Source organism: Streptomyces sp. 12E (assembly GCF_055633275.1).
Genome location: NZ_JBVNCJ010000001.1, coordinates 2,267,336 through 2,284,939, shown reverse-complemented (window position 1 = coordinate 2,284,939; position 17,604 = coordinate 2,267,336). Strand labels below are relative to the sequence as shown.

Annotated in this window: 18 protein-coding genes and 1 pseudogene; 7 read left to right on the top strand and 12 right to left on the bottom strand. The window is 72.4% G+C overall.

The annotated features are described in order from the left end of the window. Positions 1–9 precede the first annotated feature (9 nt). Positions 10–1,173, bottom strand: coding sequence for a mandelate racemase/muconate lactonizing enzyme family protein (locus ACZ8ZB_RS10770; protein WP_470737483.1), 1,164 nt, complete (start codon positions 1,171–1,173; stop codon positions 10–12). 241 nt (positions 1,174–1,414) lie between these two features. Between ACZ8ZB_RS10770 and ACZ8ZB_RS10765 the strand changes: the two genes are divergently transcribed. Then, positions 1,415–2,203, top strand: coding sequence for an SCO2400 family protein (locus ACZ8ZB_RS10765; RefSeq protein ID WP_470737482.1), 789 nt, complete (start codon positions 1,415–1,417; stop codon positions 2,201–2,203). Between the two features lie 157 nt (positions 2,204–2,360). On the opposite strand, the gene ACZ8ZB_RS10760 is transcribed toward ACZ8ZB_RS10765, so the two are convergent. Continuing rightward, positions 2,361–2,798, bottom strand: a complete 438-nt coding sequence (locus tag ACZ8ZB_RS10760; protein ID WP_470737481.1) for a MarR family winged helix-turn-helix transcriptional regulator — start codon at positions 2,796–2,798, stop codon at positions 2,361–2,363. 93 nt (positions 2,799–2,891) lie between these two features. Between ACZ8ZB_RS10760 and ACZ8ZB_RS10755 the strand changes: the two genes are divergently transcribed. From ACZ8ZB_RS10755 to ACZ8ZB_RS10745, 3 genes are all read left to right on the top strand, one after another. Next, positions 2,892–3,911 (top strand): NADP-dependent oxidoreductase, encoded by a 1,020-nt coding sequence (locus tag ACZ8ZB_RS10755; protein ID WP_470737480.1) that lies wholly within the window; start codon positions 2,892–2,894, stop codon positions 3,909–3,911. A 116-nt stretch (positions 3,912–4,027) separates the two neighbouring features. Further along, positions 4,028–4,825: an EI24 domain-containing protein gene (locus tag ACZ8ZB_RS10750; RefSeq protein ID WP_470737479.1), complete on the top strand. Its 798-nt coding sequence runs from the start codon at positions 4,028–4,030 to the stop codon at positions 4,823–4,825. Beyond that, positions 4,822–5,436: a LysE family translocator gene (locus ACZ8ZB_RS10745; protein WP_470737478.1), complete on the top strand. Its 615-nt coding sequence runs from the start codon at positions 4,822–4,824 to the stop codon at positions 5,434–5,436. The genes ACZ8ZB_RS10750 and ACZ8ZB_RS10745 overlap by 4 nt, the downstream gene beginning before the upstream one ends. On the opposite strand, the gene ACZ8ZB_RS10740 is transcribed toward ACZ8ZB_RS10745, so the two are convergent. From ACZ8ZB_RS10740 to ACZ8ZB_RS10730, 3 genes are all read right to left on the bottom strand, one after another. Beyond that, the gene (locus ACZ8ZB_RS10740; protein ID WP_470737477.1) at positions 5,408–6,658 is read right to left on the bottom strand and encodes a pyroglutamyl-peptidase I; all 1,251 of its coding nucleotides are present in this window, start codon (positions 6,656–6,658) and stop codon (positions 5,408–5,410) included. The genes ACZ8ZB_RS10745 and ACZ8ZB_RS10740 overlap by 29 nt on opposite strands. Before the next feature lie 318 nt (positions 6,659–6,976). After that, entirely contained in the window at positions 6,977–7,948 is a 972-nt protein-coding gene (locus ACZ8ZB_RS10735) for an aldose epimerase family protein (RefSeq protein WP_470737476.1), read from the bottom strand. A 15-nt stretch (positions 7,949–7,963) separates the two neighbouring features. Continuing rightward, positions 7,964–8,875: an SGNH/GDSL hydrolase family protein gene (locus ACZ8ZB_RS10730; RefSeq protein ID WP_470737475.1), complete on the bottom strand. Its 912-nt coding sequence runs from the start codon at positions 8,873–8,875 to the stop codon at positions 7,964–7,966. Positions 8,876–9,112: 237 nt separating this feature from the next. Between ACZ8ZB_RS10730 and ACZ8ZB_RS10725 the strand changes: the two genes are divergently transcribed. Further along, entirely contained in the window at positions 9,113–9,607 is a 495-nt protein-coding gene (locus ACZ8ZB_RS10725) for a DUF3145 domain-containing protein (RefSeq protein ID WP_371238322.1), read from the top strand. Positions 9,608–9,850: 243 nt separating this feature from the next. Here the strand turns inward: ACZ8ZB_RS10725 and fabF are convergent, their stop codons facing one another. The 5 genes from fabF to fasR form a co-directional block, all read right to left on the bottom strand. Continuing rightward, the gene (gene fabF, locus ACZ8ZB_RS10720) at positions 9,851–11,122 is read right to left on the bottom strand and encodes a beta-ketoacyl-ACP synthase II (RefSeq protein WP_470737474.1); all 1,272 of its coding nucleotides are present in this window, start codon (positions 11,120–11,122) and stop codon (positions 9,851–9,853) included. A gap of 113 nt (positions 11,123–11,235) precedes the next feature. Beyond that, entirely contained in the window at positions 11,236–11,484 is a 249-nt protein-coding gene (locus ACZ8ZB_RS10715; protein WP_004931691.1) for an acyl carrier protein, read from the bottom strand. A gap of 80 nt (positions 11,485–11,564) precedes the next feature. Further along, positions 11,565–12,596 carry a beta-ketoacyl-ACP synthase 3 gene (locus tag ACZ8ZB_RS10710; RefSeq protein WP_470737473.1) on the bottom strand — a complete coding sequence of 344 codons (1,032 nt, stop codon included), beginning with the start codon at positions 12,594–12,596 and terminating at the stop codon, positions 11,565–11,567. Between the two features lie 22 nt (positions 12,597–12,618). After that, a complete protein-coding gene (locus ACZ8ZB_RS10705; protein ID WP_470737472.1) occupies positions 12,619–13,530 on the bottom strand; it encodes an ACP S-malonyltransferase in 912 nt (303 codons plus the stop codon). A gap of 89 nt (positions 13,531–13,619) precedes the next feature. Then, the gene (gene fasR, locus ACZ8ZB_RS10700; RefSeq protein WP_470737471.1) at positions 13,620–14,825 is read right to left on the bottom strand and encodes a fatty acid biosynthesis transcriptional regulator FasR; all 1,206 of its coding nucleotides are present in this window, start codon (positions 14,823–14,825) and stop codon (positions 13,620–13,622) included. 62 nt (positions 14,826–14,887) lie between these two features. On the opposite strand from fasR, the gene ACZ8ZB_RS10695 reads away from it, so the two are divergent. Both ACZ8ZB_RS10695 and ACZ8ZB_RS10690 read left to right on the top strand, forming a co-directional pair. Beyond that, entirely contained in the window at positions 14,888–15,547 is a 660-nt protein-coding gene (locus ACZ8ZB_RS10695; RefSeq protein WP_470741460.1) for a pirin family protein, read from the top strand. 610 nt (positions 15,548–16,157) lie between these two features. After that, the gene (locus ACZ8ZB_RS10690) at positions 16,158–16,400 is read left to right on the top strand and encodes a hypothetical protein (protein WP_470737470.1); all 243 of its coding nucleotides are present in this window, start codon (positions 16,158–16,160) and stop codon (positions 16,398–16,400) included. 85 nt (positions 16,401–16,485) lie between these two features. Here the strand turns inward: ACZ8ZB_RS10690 and ACZ8ZB_RS10685 are convergent, their stop codons facing one another. Beyond that, on the bottom strand, positions 16,486–17,307 hold the full coding sequence (locus ACZ8ZB_RS10685) for a serine hydrolase domain-containing protein (RefSeq protein ID WP_470737469.1): 822 nt from the start codon (positions 17,305–17,307) through the stop codon (positions 16,486–16,488). 126 nt (positions 17,308–17,433) lie between these two features. After that, positions 17,434–17,583 (bottom strand): annotated as a pseudogene (locus ACZ8ZB_RS10680) (GNAT family N-acetyltransferase); the annotation flags it as partial. Positions 17,584–17,604 lie beyond the last annotated feature (21 nt).

Here is a 17,604-nt window from a genome sequence, read left to right as displayed (position 1 = left end):
GGCCGGCGGTCACTTGGTGCCCTTGGGCTTGCGCGTCTCCCAGCCCTCGGCCCACAGGTCGAACCGGGCCTGCTGCTGCGGGAACTCGGCCGCCGCGTCGACGTCCAGCTCCACGCCGAGGCCGGGGGCGTCGGAGAGGTGGAAGCAGCCGTCCTCCGGGTTCACCTGGGGCGCGCCCTTGACCACCTTCTTGATCTCCGCGTCCGCGAAGTCGTTGAAGTGCTCCAGGATCTTGAAGTTCGGCGAGGTGAAGCCGACCTGGAGGGACGCGGCGGTGAGCACGGAGCCGCCGACGTTGTGCGGGGCGACCAGCATGTAGTGGGTCTCGGCGGTCGCGGCGAGCTTGCGGGTCTCCCAGATGCCGCCGATGTGGCCGACGTCCGGCTGGATGATGTCGACGGCCTGGCTCTCGAAGAGCTCGCGGAACTCGATCCGGTCGTGGATGCGCTCACCGGTGGCGAGGGGCATGTCGACCTTCGCGGCGACCTTCTCCAGCGCCTTGAGGTTCTCCGGCGGGACCGGCTCCTCCAGCCAGGCCGGCTTGAACGGCGCCAGTTCGTGCGCGAGGCGCACGGCGGTGGCGGGGGAGAAACGGCCGTGCATCTCCAGCATCAGCTCGGCGTCGGGGCCGATGGCGTCACGAACCGCCTCGATCAGGGAGACCGCGTACAGCGTCTGCTGGTGGTCGAGTTCGAAGTGGCCGGTGCCGAAGGGGTCGATCTTGAGCGCCCGGTAGCCGCGCTCCATCACCGCCTGCGCGGCCTTGTGGTACGCCTCGGGGGTGCGCTCGGTGGTGTACCAGCCGTTGGCGTACGCCTTGACCTTGTCGGTGACCTTGCCGCCGAGAAGCTGCCAGACGGGCACGCCGAGGGCCTTGCCCTTGATGTCCCAGCAGGCCATCTCGACGACGGCGATGCCGGACATCACGATCTCGCCGGCGCGGCCGTAGTCGCCGTACTTCATCCGGCGGACCAGGTCCTCGACAGCGAACGGGTCGGAGCCGAGAATGTGGTTGACCTCGGCCTCCTTCAGGTAACCCAGGAGGGCGTCGGTGTGGCCCAGCATCCGGGTCTCGCCGACTCCGGTGATGCCCTCGTCGGTGTGCACCTGGACGTACGTCAGGTTGCGCCACGGCGTCCCGACCACGTGTGTGCTGATTCCGGTGATGCGCACGGCAGTTAGCCCCTCGCTGTGGTGGTGGACCTTGTCGTCGGTGTCCGCAGTTCGACGCGTTCGATATTTCGACGCACGTTCGAAATGCTGGCGTGACAGTAAGGACGGGGTGGCGAGGGTGTCAATGGGTCGCGCGCATAACGGTTTCGGCAGTTTCGAAACCATTGGGTAATGGTCCGCACCAAACCTTCACAGCAAGCTCTATGAAGCGGGCTCGAACGGAACCTAACCTTCCCGCGTCATGGACTTTTGCGACCCGTGCCGACGGCACCTCAATGGCGCCCTCGCCTGCCCCGGCTGCGGCACGCCCGCCGAGACGCTCCGCGCGCGGGGACAGGCGCCCGGGGCGACTTCGGAAGACGAGGGCGAGACGGACGGGGCCGCCCGGGCCGGGGAAGGGCCCGGCGAGTACGGTGACGCGCCGGGCGGGCGCCGGGCGGGCCGGCGCCGGGAGCCGCACCGGGGCCGGGAGCCGGTGCCGGACGAGGCGCCCGCGGCGAGGGAGGGCCGACGGGACCGCAAGGCCGCGGCGCACCGCCGCCGGCGCAACCGCACCCTGCTGATCGCGGCCGGATTCGTCCTCGCGGTGGGCGGACTGAGCCTGGCGGAACTCGGCCTGGACGCGCCCGGCTCGGAGCCGGAGCCGGCGGTGGCCGGGGAGGAGTCGCCCGACGGCGGCGCGACGGAGGTGGAGTCCTCGGAGCCGGCGGGCGGCGGTGCCGCGAACGCCGCGACGCCCGGAAGGCCGCCCGGTGCGACGCCCTCTGGCTCACCGTCGGCTTCCGGCTCTCCGGAGTCGGAGGAGGAGTCGGAGGAGGCGGCGGCGGAGGAGGAGGAGGGGGAGGAGGAGGCCGAAGAGGGTGCGTCGTCCGCGCCCGCGACCCCGCCCACGGCCGCCCCGACGACGGCTCCGCCGCCGGAGCCCTCGACGGAGCCGGAGACCCCGGAGCCGGACCCGACCACGGAGGAGCCCGAACCGGAGCCCGAGCCCACGGAGACCTGCGACCGCTTCCTGTGGTGGTGCACCTGACCCGACCGCGTGGACCCGCACCCCCGCTCGACGCCCGCCGCCGCGGGCACTCGTGCCTCCCTCCAGTGCCCCGAAGGTTCGGGAGGCGCCCCGCGGACGCCGGGCCGCGCGACCACTCCCGGCCCGCACGGGGCGCCCGTCCCACCGGCCGCGGGCGCTACCCCAGCATCCTGCGCAGCACGTCCCGCAGCGCCACCCGCTCCGCCTCCGAGAGCCCCGCCAGCGGCTCGCGGGCGAACCGCAGCGACTCCCGCAGGCTCCGCGCCACCCGCCGCCCCTCGGCCGTCGCGGCCGCCAGCTTCACCCGCCGGTCCGCCGGATCCGGCCGGCGCTCCACCAGGCCCCGCGACTCCAGCCGGTCGACGATCCCGGTGACGTTCGACGGCTCGCACTTCAGCCGCTGCGCCAGCTTCCGCATCGGAAGCGGCTCCAGGGACAGCAGACCGAGCAGCTTCGCCTGGGCACCCGTGAGGGCATGACCGGCGGCGGCTTCCTCGTACTCCTCGTGGTAGCGGGCCACCACCGAGCCGATGAGCTCGACGACCTCCAGGGTGAGGGCGTCGGGACGGCGCGAGGCGGTGTCGGGTGCGGCCATGCGCTCCAGGGTACCCGGTTGCTTGACATACTGAAATATTCAGTCGCATGGTTGTTTCAGGTAGTGAAGCATCCCGACGAAAGGCGCCCGGCCATGACCGCCCCCACACCTCCCGCCACCGGCCGTGAATGGCATCTGCTGAACCGTCCCGTCGGCTGGCCGAAGCCCGAGGACTTCGCCCTCGTCGAGGCGGAGGTCACCGCCCCGGGCGAGGGACAGGTGCTCGTACGGAACGAGTACCTCTCCGTCGACCCGTACATGCGCGGCCGGATGAGCGCCGCCAAGTCCTATGTCGCCCCGTACGAGCTGGGCAAGGCCATGCAGGGCGGCGCCGTCGGCGAGGTCGTCGCCTCGAACGCCGAGGGGATCGCCGTCGGCGACCGCGTCCTGCACTTCTTCGGCTGGCGCGAGTACGCCCTCGTGGACGCGGAGAACGCGGTCAAGGTGGACCCGGAGGCGGCGCCCCTCTCCGCGTACCTGGGCGTGCTGGGCATGACCGGCCTCACCGCCTACGCGGGCCTGCTGCGCACCGCCGCCTTCAAGGAGGGCGACTCCGTCTTCGTGTCCGGTGCCGCGGGCGCCGTCGGCAGCCAGGTCGGGCAGATCGCGAAGCTCAAGGGCGCCTCGCGGGTGATCGGCTCGGCCGGCTCCGACGAGAAGGTGAAGCTGCTCGTCGAGGAGTACGGCTTCGACGCCGCCTTCAACTACAAGACCGGCCCCGTGAGCGAGCAGCTGCGCGCCGCCGCCCCGGACGGGATCGACGTCTACTTCGACAACGTCGGCGGCGACCACCTGGAGGCGGCCGTCGGCAGCCTCAACCGGGACGGCCGGATCGCGGTCTGCGGGATGATCTCGGTCTACAACAACACCGAGCCCGCCCCCGGCCCGCGCAACCTCGCCCGGCTGATCCAGACCCGCGGCCGCATCGAGGGCTTCCTCGTCGGCGACCACTACGACCTCCAGCCGCAGTTCGTCCAGGAGGTCGGCCCCTGGGTCCGTTCGGGCGAGCTGAAGTACCGCGAGACGGTCGTCGAGGGCATCGAGAACAACCTCGAGGCGTTCCTCGGCGTCCTGCGCGGCGACAACACCGGGAAGATGATCGTCAAGCTCTGACACGGCCGTGACGCGGCACCGCCGACGGTCGTTGCGCAGACGGGGGGCCGCACCCTTGGACGTGGGGTGCGGCCCTCACCCGTGCCGGGGGACGGGGCCCCGATAAGGTCTCCCCCATGCGCGATCTTGGGGCGGGTTTCCGGTATCTCCTGAAGGGCCAGCGATGGGTGGCCCGGCACGGCAAGCAGTTCGGGTTCGGGCTGCTGCCGGGGCTGATCACCCTGGTGCTGTACGCGGCGGCGCTGGTGGCGCTGGCGCTGTGGGGCGAGGACTTCGTCACGTGGGCGACGCCGTTCGCCGACGACTGGTCCAGCCCCTGGGCCGGGCTGTTCCGCGGCTTCCTCACCGCCGTGCTGTTCGCGCTCGGTCTGCTGCTGTCCGTGCTCACCTTCACCGCGGCGACCCTGCTCATCGGGCAGCCGTTCTACGAGAACCTCTCCGAGAAGGTCGACCGGGACGTCTCGCCCGACGGCACCGCGCCCGAGTCGGGGCTGCCGCTGTGGCGGGAGCTGTGGATCTCGGCCCGCGACAGCCTCCGCATCGTCGTACGGGCCCTGGTGTGGGGCGTGCTGCTGTTCGCGCTCGGGTTCATCCCGGTGGTGGGGCAGACCGTCGTACCGGTGATCGGGTTCTTCGTCACCGGGTTCTTCCTCACCGAGGAGCTCACCGCCGTAGCCCTCCAGCGGCGCGGGGTCGAACTGCGCGAGCGGCTCCGCCTGCTGCGCTCCCGCAAGACCCTCGTCTGGGGCTTCGGCACACCCCTGGGACTGGCCTTCCTGGTCCCGTTCGTCGCCGTGTTCCTGATGCCCGGCGCGGTCGCCGGCGCCACGCTGATGGCCCGTGACCTGCTCGGTGAGGAGACCGCCGGGGAGGACGCCGAGGAGCCCGGGAAGGAGGAGGACGTCCGCTCATGACCGAGGTGCTCGCGGTCGCCGTCATCACCGTCCTGGCCGTGATCGCGCCGGGCGCCGACTTCGCCATGGTGGTCCGCAACAGCTACCTCCACGGCCGCCGCACCGGCCTGCTCGGCGCCCTCGGCGTCGCCGTCGGCGTCCTCGTCCACGTCACCTACACGATGCTCGGCGTCGGCCTGCTGATCGCCTCCTCCGCCTTCCTCTTCACGGTGATCAAGCTGGCCGGCGCGGCCTACCTCGTGTACATCGGCGTCCGCACCTTCCGCACCCGTGGCGAGGTCACCGTCGACCTGGAGAACAGGACGGAGCTGACCCCGTTCGCGGCGCTGCGCACCGGCTTCCTGACCAATGTCCTCAACCCGAAGACGACCCTCTTCGTCGTCTCGACCTTCGCGCAGGTCGTCAGCCCCGGCACCCCGGTCCTGACGCAGGCGGGCTACGGCCTGTTCATGTCGCTGGCCCACCTGCTGTGGTTCGGCGTCGTCGCGGTGTTCTTCTCCCACGACCGGATGCGCACCCTGATGCTGCGCGGCCAGAAGGTCCTCAACAAGGTCATCGGATCCGTCCTGGCCGGCCTCGGCGTCAGTCTCGCGTTCGCTCCGTCGCGCTGACCGCCACGGTCACGATCGACCGCGTCTGCTCGATGATGTCCAGCCGGTTCCGCACGAACTCGGGGTCGGTGACCTCGGTGGTGTTCCCGGCGCCGAACCGCAGGACGGGCGTGTGCACGTGCCCGCCCGGCAGCTCCTCGTGCAGCCCGAGCCGGTCCCGCAGCAGCGTCGCCCGGTAGGCGATCTCGTTGGACAGGTAGTCCCCGCCGCCCCCGGCCCGCGCCGTCGAGCCGGGCGTCGGCCCCTGCGGCCGGACGACCGGCTCGGCGCCGCCCGCCGGGATCTCGGTCACGCTCGTGTTGTCGTACACCGGGAACCGTCCGGTGCCCGCGGCGACGATCCGCGCGTACGGCAGCGTCGTGGACGTCCACTGGGGCTGCGAGGCCGGGTCGGCGACCGGGATCGTCCCCGTGCGGCCGATGTTCTCGTTGTCCCCGAAGCCGCCCCGCCAGGCCCCGTTGGTCCGCTCGACGTCGAAGCGGCCCGCCCGGCCCTGGCTGACGGTGGTGAACAGGTCGACCTCCGGCAGATGCGGCCGCAGCGCCCGCTCCACCGTCCCCTCCGCGAAGTCCCGCCAGCGCACCGGGAACACGGCCGCCTCGACGCGCGCCGGGCCGTCCGCGGTCTCGATCACCGTGCCGTCCAGGGCGAGCGCCACGGCGCCGGACGGGTTGGAGATGCGGATGTCCCGGTCCAGGGTGAACGGGTCGAAACCGGTCACCAGGATCCGCTTCACGCCCTTGGCGTGCCGCGGGTAGCGGATCGCGGTCTGTCCGCGCGAGGTCCGCTCCAGCTCGTCGAGCAGCCGCGCCCGTCGCTCCTCGCCCAGCCGGAACCCGGGCTCCCAGGTACGCAGTTCACGGGTCATCCCGAGCCGCGCCCAGTACAGCGGCCGGTCGTCGTCCCGGCTGAGGTCGCCGCCCGCCGGACCGCGCCCCTGCGCCCGGTCGACGGCCCTGCGCCACAGCCGCGTCCCCTCGCGCACGACGGCACGGCGGGCCTGCGCGTAGGAGCGCGCGCGGTCCAGCGCGCGGGCGAAGTCCGGTGTCGCGTCCGCGAATCCGGAGCGGCGCAGTACCTCCTGCGGGACGGCCCCCTCCAGGCGGCGCTCCTCGACGGTGGGGGAGGGCGCCGTCCCGGCGGCGGTCGCGGTCGTGGGGGCGGCGAGACCGGTCAGCAGGACCAGACCGAGAACACCGATGCGAACACGTACGGATCTCAAGGGGGTGAGGCCTTCCGTCGTCGTGGGGTACGGGGATGCCGGAGCCCGCAGTATCGCGTGAGCGGGGTGGCCCACGCCACGGGTCGTCCGCACCCCGTGGAGCGCACCGGGCAGCGCGACCCCACCCCGCCCCAGCCCACCCCAACGGGGTCATATGTGAAGGCTTCGTACGAGATTCGAGCGGGCATGCTGATCGGGGACCGCGATCCCGCCACAGCGATTAACGTCTGATCCGGGAAACACCCACATGAGCAGCCCCGGCCCGGGACCCTGACCCCGGACCGGGGCTCATGTGCGCGGCGTCCCGCGCCGCTCCGGCTACCGCACCCCGAAGCCGTACACCGTCTCGGAGCGGAACACCTCGCCCGGCTTCAGGACCGTGCTCGGGAACTCCGGGCGGTTCGGGGAGTCGGGGAAGTGCTGGGTCTCCAGCGCGATGCCGTCGCCGGGGGCGAAGGGCTCCCCGATGTGGTCCGCGGTGTACAGCTGCATCCCGGGCTCGGTGGTCGCCACCGTCAGCACCCGGCCCGACGTCGGGTCGTACAGCTCGGCGACCTCCTCGGCGGTCGCCGTCACCCCCTTGTCGAGCGCGAAGTTGTCGTCGTACCCGGTGCCGGCCTTGCGGGCCTCGCGGAAGTCGAAGCGGGTGCCGCGGACGTCGGCGAGCTCACCGCTCGGGATCAGGTCCGCGTCGGAGGGGGTGTAGCGGGAGGCGGCGAGCCGCAGCTCGTGCCCGGCCGCGCTGCCCGAGCCGGCCAGGTTCCAGTACGAGTGGTTCGTCAGGTTCACGTGCGTCGGCGCGTCCGTCACCGCCTCGTACGCGATCCCCAGCGCGCCCCGCTCGTCCAGCGTGTACGTCACCGAGACCTCGAGGCGCCCCGGGAAGCCCTCCTCGCCGTCCGGGCTGACCAGGGACAGCCGCAGACCGTGCTCGACCGGGCTGACGTCCCACACCCGCTTGTCGAAGCCCCGCTCACCGCCGTGCAGCGAGTTCGGCCCGTTGTTCGCGGCGAGCGTGTGGTCGCGCCCCTCCAGGGAGAAGCGGGCGCCCGCGATCCGGTTGGCGTACCGGCCGATCAGGGCGCCCAGGAAGGGCTCCGGATGCCGGAGGTAGCCGTCCAGGTCGGAGAACCCCAGCACCACGTTCCCGGTCCGTCCGTCCCGGTCCGGCACCTCGACGTCCTGCACGATCCCGCCGTAGGACAGGACCCGCACCCGTACGCCCGCCCGCTCCAGGGTCCAGCGGTGCACCGGCGTGCCGTCGGAAAGTGTGCCGAAGAGTTCGTTCATGTGCGAAACAATAAGTCACGGCTGCTTCGCCGTGACCGTCCGGTACGCGATCCCGGCCAGCTCGGCCTGCCCGTTCACACTGGGGTGGAACCAGTCCCAGTGGCTCAGCTGCTCGGTGCCGAACCGGTACTCGTACACCGCTCCGCCGTCGAAGCGGCAGCGGGGGTCCTCGGCGCAGACCTCCTCCAGCACCTCGTTGTAGTCCTCCACCCGTTTCTGCACCGTCTCGCGCCGCAGCGTCGCCGCCGCGTCCACGGCGTCCGCGTCGCCCAGCATCGACGGGCAGATGCCCAGCTTCCACACCTGCCTGCCCAGCGGACTGGTGCGCCCCTGCGACCAGAGCCGCTTCAGATCCGGCACGCTCGCCACGTACACCTGCGCCTTGGGCAGCGCCCGGCGCAGCGTGCGCATCGCCTCCTCGAAGTCGGCACGGAAGTCCGCCACCGGCGTCATCGCCGACGTGGTCTCCCGGCAGGCGTCGTTCGCCCCGGCCATCACCGCCACCAGCTCCGGACCTTGCCGCACCGCCCGCTCCATCTGCCCCGGCAGATCCGCCATCCGGGCCCCGGTCACCGAGTGGTTCCAGCTCCGCTCGGCCGCCCCAGCCCGCCCCAGCAGCCGTACGGCGAGGCTGTCGACCTGCTCGCTGTCGCCCGTCGCCCACGACACCTCGGGGCAGTCCGTCAGCACCGCGCACGCGTTGAAGCCGCGCGTGATGGAGTCCCCCACGGCGGCGACCGAGTCCGGACCGGTGTCCCACACGGGCGTGGGCTTCGGGGACGGCCGCCCCTGCTGCGCCGCCGTGCCGGACGGGGCGGGGGAGCCGCCGCCGACGGCGCCGCAGCCTGCCATGCCCAGTGTGGCGGCCGTCACCACGGCGAGCACGGCCCGTGAAGGGCGCCCGCGCCTCCGTGTCCCCTGCTCCATCCGTCGCCTCCCGGTGTGTCGTGGTCCTTCGGTCCCCGCACATGACAACGCACGGGGGTTCCCGCCCCGCCCGTACAGGCGTCCTGCCGGGTGAATGACGCACGTTTCCCGGCACCGGGACCGACGGTACGTCACACTCCTTGCGCCGTCGCACGGTAGCCTCGCCATCAACGTGGTCCGCCCGGGCCGCGGCCGTTCCGTCCGTTCCAAGACGACCCGCTCAGCCCGGAGGTTCCGGTGACGACCCGTGGAGTTCTGTACGTGCACTCCGCGCCGCGCGCGTTGTGCCCGCACGTCGAGTGGGCCATCGCCGGGGTGCTCGGCACGCGCGTCAGCCTGGACTGGATCCGCCAGCCCGCCGCCCCCGGCACCTGGCGCTCGGAGTTCTCCTGGCAGGGCCAGGCAGGCACCGCCTCCAAGCTCGCCTCCGCGCTGCGCGGCTGGCAGATGCTGCGCTTCGAGGTCACCTCCGAGCCCTGCCCCACCGCCGAGGGCGAGCGCTACAGCTGCACCCCCGACCTGGGCATCTTCCACGCCGTCACCGGCATCCACGGCGACATCCTCGTCCCCGAGGACCGTCTGCGCGCCGCCCTGGTCCGCTCCCGGACCGAGGAGACCGACCTCGAGTCGGAGATCGCCAAGCTCCTCGGCAAGCCCTGGGACGACGAACTGGAGCCCTTCCGCTACGCGGGAGAAGGCGCCCCGGTCCGCTGGCTCCACCAGGTGGTCTAGAGAACACCGAGAGGCACGGCGCCCCGGGGGCGCGGGCTGTACCGACATGCGGCCCCGCCGCGCGGGCGCGACAAGCCGTGACGAACCCGCACCCGACCGCTCGGGATCAAAGGGGCGAAGCCCCTCGAGGACGGGAAGGGCAAGGGCGGCGGGGGCGAAGAAACACCCGGCACACCCCCGCAGCGCCGCACGGCGAAGGGCCCCCACCCCGCCAGGGGTGAGGGCCCTTCAAACCGACCCGGGTCACACGGACCGGAACGCCAGCACCACGTTGTGCCCACCGAACCCGAACGAGTCGTTCAGCGCGGCGATCCGCCCGTCCACGGGCAGCTTCCGCGCCTCACCGCGCACCACGTCCGCGTTCGCCTCCGCCTCGGGGTCGAGGTTCTCGACGTTGATGGTCGGCGGAGCCACCCGGTGGTACAGCGCGAGCACGGTGGCCACCGACTCCACCCCGCCCGCCCCGCCCAGCAGATGACCCGTCATCGACTTCGTCGCGGAGACCGCGAAGTGGTCCGCCTCGTCACCGAACACCTTCCGCAGAGCCTTCAGCTCCGCGATGTCACCGGCCGGCGTGGACGTCGCGTGCGCGTTGACGTGCACGATCTCCGCCGGGTCGAGGTCCGTCCGCTCCAGCAGGTTCCGCAGGGCCTGCGAGATGCCACGCCCCTCCGGCTCCGGCTGTACGATGTCGTGCGCGTCGGCCGAGATGCCCTGGCCGACCGCCTCCGCGTACACGCGGGCGCCCCGCGCGGCGGCGTGCTCGGCGGACTCCAGGACGACCACGCCCGCGCCCTCGCCCATGACGAAGCCGTCACGGGCCACGTCGTAGGGGCGCGACGCGCCCTCGGGGTCGTCGTTGTTCTTGGACATCGCCATCATGTTGCCGAACGCGGCGATCGGCAGCGGGTGGATCGCCGCCTCCGTGCCGCCCGCGACGACGACGTCGGCGCGGCCGGTGCGGATCATCTCGATGGCGTAGCCGATGGCCTCGGCGCCCGACGCGCACGCGGAGACCGGGGTGTGCACACCGGCGCGGGCGCCCACCGCGAGACCCACGTTCGCGGACGGGCTGTTCGGCATCAGCATGGGGACGGTGTGCGGGGAGACCCGGCGTACGCCCTTCTCCTTCAGCACGTCGTGCTGGTCCAGCAGGGTCGTCACACCGCCGATGCCGGAGGCGATGACCGCGCCCAGCCGTTCGGGGTCGACGTTCGGGTCCTCGCCGGCCTTGGCTTCGAAGCCGGCGTCGGCCCACGCCTCCTTGGCCGCGATCAGCGCGAACTGCGCCGAGCGGTCCAGGCGGCGGGCCTGCGGCCGGGGGATGACCTCGGTGGGTTCCACGGCCACCCGGGCCGCGATGCGGACCGCCTGCTCGGCGGCCCACTCCTCGGTGAGGGGCTTGACACCGGAACGTCCGGCGACCAGGCCCTCCCAGGTCGAGGCCGCGTCGCCACCCAGCGGTGTGGTTGCGCCGATACCGGTGACGACCACGGTGCGATTGGTCGGGCTCATCGGAATGCTCTCTCCAACGGATCTACGAGGATTCGTACGGCGCCACCGCCGGGTGGCGGGGCCGGGAACCCCGGCCCCCGGGCCTCCCGTGCCGACGGAAGGCCCGGCAGGGCTCAGGCCTGGTGCTTGAGGATGTAGTCGGTCGCGTCGCCGACCGTCTTGAGGTTCTTGACGTCGTCGTCCGGGATCTTGACGTCGAAGCGCTCTTCGGCGGCGACGACGACCTCGACCATGGACAGCGAGTCGACGTCCAGGTCGTCGGTGAAGGACTTGTCCAGCTGGACGTCCTCAACCGGGATGCCGGCGATCTCGTTCACGATCTCCGCGAGACCGGCGACGATCTCTTCCTGAGTGGCGGCCATGGTGGCGCTCCTTCGTTGTGATTCCAGGGGATGGGACGGTGGTTCCTCGCGTGCCGGACGCATGATCCGGCACGGAGTGCCTAGGGGAGGGTAACGACCGTAGCGGCGTAGACGAGACCCGCCCCGAAGCCGATGACGAGCGCGGTGTCGCCGCTCTTCGCCTCACCGGTCGCCAGGAGCCGCTCCATCGCGAGCGGGATCGAGGCGGCCGAGGTGTTGCCGGTGGTGCGGATGTCACGGGCGACCGTGACGTGCTCCGGCAGTTTCAGGGTCTTCACCATCGAGTCGATGATCCGCACGTTGGCCTGGTGCGGGATGAAGACGTCCAGTTCGTCCGCGGTGATCCCGGCCGCGTCCAGCGCCTGCTGGGCGACCTTCGCCATCTCGAACACGGCCCAGCGGAACACCGCCTGGCCCTCCTGCGTGATCGCGGGGAACTTGACGTTGCCCGCGCTGTCGAGGGGCAGCCCGGAGACGTCGCCGGTCCTGAAGCGGTCCCACGGGACCGTCTGCTTGATCGTCTCGGACTTGTCGCCCTCGGAGCCCCAGACGGTCGGGCCGATCGCCGGCTCCTGGGACGGGCCGACCACGACCGCGCCCGCGCCGTCACCGAACAGGAAGGCGGTGGCCCGGTCCTCCAGGTCGGTCAGGTCGCTCAGCCGCTCCACGCCGATGACGAGCACGTACTCGGCGGAACCTTCCACCACCATGCCCTTGGCCAGCGTCAGGCCGTAGCCGAAGCCCGCGCAGCCGGCCGAGATGTCGAAGGCGGCGGCCTTGTCCGTGCCCAGCCTGTCGGCGATCTCGGTCGCGACGGCCGGGGTCTGGCTGAAGTGCGAGACGGTCGAGACGACCACGGCGCCGATCCGCGAGGCGTCGATCCCGGCGTCCGCGATCGCCTTGCCGGACGCCTCGACGGACATCGCGGCGACGGTCTCCTCGGCGGACGCCCAGTGCCGGGTCTCGATGCCGGAGCGCGAGCGGATCCACTCGTCGGACGAGTCGATCGTCTCCAGGATCACCTCGTTCGGCACGACCCGGGTGGGCCGGTAGCCGCCCACGCCGAGGATGCGGGCGTACGGGGCGCCCTTGCTGGGCTTGATCTTCGCCATGCGGGTCGGCTCCTTGGGGGCGTCAGGCGTGCTCGGCGACGAGCTCGCGGGCCGCGTCGAGGTCGGCGGGGGTCTTCAGGGCCAGCGTCCTCACACCGGGCAGGGCGCGCTTGGCGAGGCCGGTCAGGGTACCGCCGGGGCAGACCTCCAGGAGGGCGGTGACGCCGAGCTCCTGGAAGGTCTCCATGCACAGGTCCCAGCGGACCGGGTTGGCGACCTGGCCGACCAGGCGCTGGAGCACCTCGGCGCCGGTCGCGACCGGCCTGCCGTCCTTGTTCGACACGTAGGTGACCTTCGGGTCGCCCGGCGTCAGGGCCTCGGCGGCCTTCGCCAGCGTGTCGACCGCGGGCCCCATGTGGCGGGTGTGGAAGGCGCCGGCGACCTGCAGCATGACGACCCGGCGCACCCCCTCGGGCTTGTCCGCCTCCAGCGCGGCGAGCTGCTCCTTGGTGCCGGCCGCGACGATCTGGCCCGCTCCGTTGATGTTCGCCGGGGTCAGACCCAGCTTCTCCAGGTGCGCCACGGTGGTGTCGGGGTCGCCGCCGAGCAGTGCCGCCATGCCGGTCTCGGTGATCGCGGCGGCGTCGGCCATGGCCAGACCCCGCTTGCGGACCAGGGAGAGTGCGGCGGTGTCGTCCAGGACACCGGCGAGGGCGGCGGCGGTGATCTCGCCGACGCTGTGGCCGGCGACGGCACCGGGTGCCACGTCACCGAGCGCGGAGGCGGACAGCAGCCCGGCCGCGACCAGCAGCGGCTGGGCGACGGCCGTGTCGCGGATCGCGTCCGCGTCGGCCTTCGTGCCGTAGTGGACGAGGTCGAGTCCGATGGCGTCGGACCATGCGGCGACGCGCTCCCCGGCACCGGGGAGGTCGAGCCATTCAGTCAGAAAGCCGGGAGTCTGGGCACCCTGGCCAGGAGCGACGAGTACGAGCACTCTCACACTCTCTCTTGGGGACGGCCACGGCCGCCCGTGAGGACAAGGACGAAGAACAGGAGGCGGTTTTGTGGGGCCCCGACAAAAGGCTAGGGATGGAGATCGCCGTCGGCCAGGCGCCCCAGGATCAGCGCGATCCGCAGCGTGAACGCAGAGCGTACATCGGAGGGTGACCATCCGGTGACGTCAGTCACACGTCGGAGCCGGTAACGAACGGTGTTGGGGTGAACGAACAGCATCCGCGCCGCGCCTTCGAGGCTGCTCGCCTGCTCGAGATAGACACTGAGCGTCTCCAGCAGCGCGGCCCCGGCCTCCTCCAGCGGTCTGTAGATCTCCTCCACCAACTGCTCGCGGGCCGAGGGGTCCCCGGCCATCGCCCGCTCCGGCAGCAGATCGTCCGCCAGCACCGGGCGCGGGGCGTCCTGCCAGGCGGAACACGCCTTGAGGCCCGCCGCGGCGGCCTGCGCCGACCGGGTCGCGGCCAGCAGGTCCGGCACCACCGGGCCCGCCACCACCGGCCCCGCCGCGTACGGCCCGATCAGCGACTTCGCGACGGCCAACGGGTTGTCGCTGCCGCCCGCGATCACCACCAGTCGGTCGCCGAGCACCCCGGTCAGCACCTGGAGCTTGGCGTGCCGGGCGGCGCGCCGGATGGCCTCCACGGTCAGCTCGGAGTCCCCGTCGGGCGCGGTGCCCAGCACCACGCACACATGATCGGGCGAGCTCCACCCCAGGGCGGCGGCCCGCGACACGGCCCCCTCGTCGGCCTCGCCGCTGAGCACCGCGTTCACCACCAGGGACTCCAGCCGGGCGTCCCAGGCACCCCGTGCCTCGGCGGCCTGGGCGTACACCTGGGCCGTGGCGAAGGCGATCTCCCGCGCGTACACCAGCAGCGCCTCGCGCAGCACGCTCTCGTCGCCGGGCGCCGCCACCTCGTCGATGGCGGACTCCATGACCTCGATGGTGGTGCGCACCATCTCCACGGTCTGCCGCAGCGTGATCGCCCGGGTCAGCTCGCGCGGCGCGGTGCCGAAGACATCGGTGGAGATGGCCTGCGGGGCGTCCGGGCGCCGGAACCACTCGGTGAACGCGGCGATGCCCGCCTGCGCGACCAGACCGATCCAGGAACGGTTCTCCGGCGGCATGGCCCGGTACCAGGACAGCGTCTCGTCCATCCGCGTGATCGCCTGCGCGGCGAGGCTGCCGGACGACTTCTCCAGCCGCTTCAACGTCGCGGTGTGCGGATGGGCGGGGCGCGCTGCGGCTCGGTGGGTACTGGTTTCGGGTTCGGGCACGGGGACAAGACTGCCTCATCGGTACGGCCGAGCGTGTCGCCGGGTCTACGGTGGACCGTGTGATGGACGTACGGCGGGCGCGGGAGCGCTACCGGGGCGGTGATCCGGCGGCCGGGATCGAGACCTGGCACGCCTTCTCCTTCGGCCCCCACTACGACCCGGACAACCTCCGCTTCGGCGCGGTGATCGCCTGCAACGAGGAGCGCCTCGCCCCCGGCGCCGGCTTCGACGAGCACCCGCACCGCCACACCGAGATCGTGACCTGGGTGGTGGAGGGCGAGCTGACCCACCGCGACTCCACGGGCGAGGAGACGGTGATCCGCCCCGGCGACGTGCAGCGCCTGAGCGCCGCGTCGGGCGTCCGCCACGTGGAGCGCAACGCGGGCGACCGTCCTCTGACCTTCCTCCAGATGTGGCTGGCCCCGCTGGAGCCCGGCGGCGACCCGTCCTACGAGGTCGTCCGCGGCATGGCGGACTCCACCCCGTACGCCCTCCCGGAGGCGGGCGCGATGCTCCATGTGCGGCGGCTCGGCGCGGGGGAGCGGACGGCGGTGCCGGACGGGGCGTACGTGTACGTCCATGTGGTGCGCGGTGAGGTGACCCTGGACGGCGAGACCCTGACTCCGGGCGACGCGGCCCGCCTCACGGACGCCGAGGACGTCGAGGCGGTCGCCGTGAACGCGCCGGCGGAACTCCTGCTGTGGGAGATGCGCGCCGCGTGAGCCCGGCTCCGCCGGGAGCGCTCCGGTGGAGGTCGCGGACGGACTGTCCTGGGCTGCCCGCGCCGGCCGTCGGCGGAGGGCTCGGCGAGAGCGGGCGAGGGCTGGTGATCGTGGACGTGGTCACCGACCGGTGGGGTGTCGCCGTCCGCCCCGACGGGCGGGGCAAGACGGTGTGGCTCGAGTGCCCGGCCGGTGCGTGAGGCCGGTTGCCGCCGGCGGCCTGGAACATGGTCTTCCCGGTGGTCTGGCGGTCGGCGTTCCGGTGCGTGACCAAGGGGTTGTCGTCGATGTCGAGGAAGGTCGTCCCGTCGGGCAGCGGGGCCTCGATCGGCAGGGAGACCGCCGGGGCTCCCGCCCGTACGGCATCGTGACGGCATACGGACACGGACGACACGCTTCCGTGAGCCCTGCCGACAGGTCCGGCCGCGCAGGCCGCGCCCGCGGCGGTCCGCGTTCCGGTGTCGGCGCGCGTTCACCGAATTTTTCGCGGGCGTTTCGAACGTCCCGTCGTGGATCCACGTCTTCCCCCTTGCAGACCGCTCAGGGGCCGGCGGTCGGCACGGCAAGGCAGGACAAGGCCCGCTCCGGATCCGTCTGTTGGGAGAGATGTATGAAGTCGTGGCGTTCTCGTATCGCCGCTGCCGCGATCGGCACCGCGCTGGTCACCATTCCGCTGACCGCGGCCCCGGCGTCCGCCGCCGGCACCAACCCCTGGGGTTACGTAGAGATCTCCGGCTGGAGGGACAAACTCGCGTGCGTGGACGACGGGCAGTACGTCCTCGCCCACGGGTACGTGAACTACTACTGCGACTGGGACGACCCGTACTGGGTCCTGTGGGCCCTCCCCGCGTAGGACCAGCCGCCGACGGGTGGGTGACCGGCACGGGGAGCCGGAGCCGGCCGGTGGCCGTGGGGGGCCGCCGGCCGGTGCGCGGGACTCAGCCGCGCAGCTCCGCCAGCACCGCGTCGGTGAACGGCGGCCACGCCTCGACCGCCCAGGGGCCGAAGGCGCGGTCCGTCAGGGCCACGCAGGCCGCGCCCGCGTCGGGGTCGATCCACAGGAACGTGCCCGACTGACCGAAGTGGCCGAAGGCGCGCGGCGAGGACGAGGAACCCGTCCAGTGCGGGGACTTGGAGTTCCGGATCTCGAAGCCGAGGCCCCAGTCGTTGGGGTTCTGGTGTCCGTAGCCCGGCAGGACGCCCTTGGCGCCGGGGTACTGGACCGTCATCGCCGCGGCGACCGTGCGGGGGTCGAGGAGGCGCGGGGCCTGCACCTCGGCGGCGAACCGCAGCAGGTCGTCCACGGTGGAGACGGCGTCCTTCGCCGGGGAGCCCGCCAGCGAGGTCGACGTCATGCCGAGCGGCTCCAGCACCGCCTGCCGCAGGTACTCCGCGAACGGGATCTCCGTCGCCTTCGCGACGTGGTCGCCGAGCTGCTCGAACCCCGCGTTGGAGTACAGGCGCCGCTCGCCCGGCGCCGAGGTCGTCCGGTGCTCGTCGAAGGCCAGCCCCGAGGTGTGCGCGAGCAGGTGCCGGACCGTCGAGCCCTCCGGGCCGGCCGGCTCGTCCAGCTCGATCGCGCCCTCCTCGTACGCCACGAGCACCGCGTACGCCGCGAGCGGCTTGGTGACCGAGGCCAGCGGGAAGCGGTGCCCGGTCGGGCCGTGCGTGCCCGGGACGGTGCCGTCCGCCCGTACGACACCCGCCGCGGCGGTGGGAACCGGCCAGTTCTCGATCAGCGCGAGGCTCTTCAGCGACATGCCGTCGAGCCTAAGCGGTCACCGGACCCGCGCCGGTGAGGGGGGCCGGTGACCGGCACCGCACTCGGCCGGCCCGCCCGTCCTCCCGCCGGCGTCACGCCGCGGGCGCTTGCCCACAGGGCACTTCGGCTCGGCCGGCCTGTCGCACAGCACGGGCAGCGACCCGGCGTGCCAGGCCGTGGACGGGTCGGACCGGGGCATCGAGCCGATCATCACCTGGCGCAGGCGCAGCACTTCCTCCGCGTCCTTGGGCGTCGCACGGCGTACAGAGGTCATGACCGCACGCCAATCGGCCAC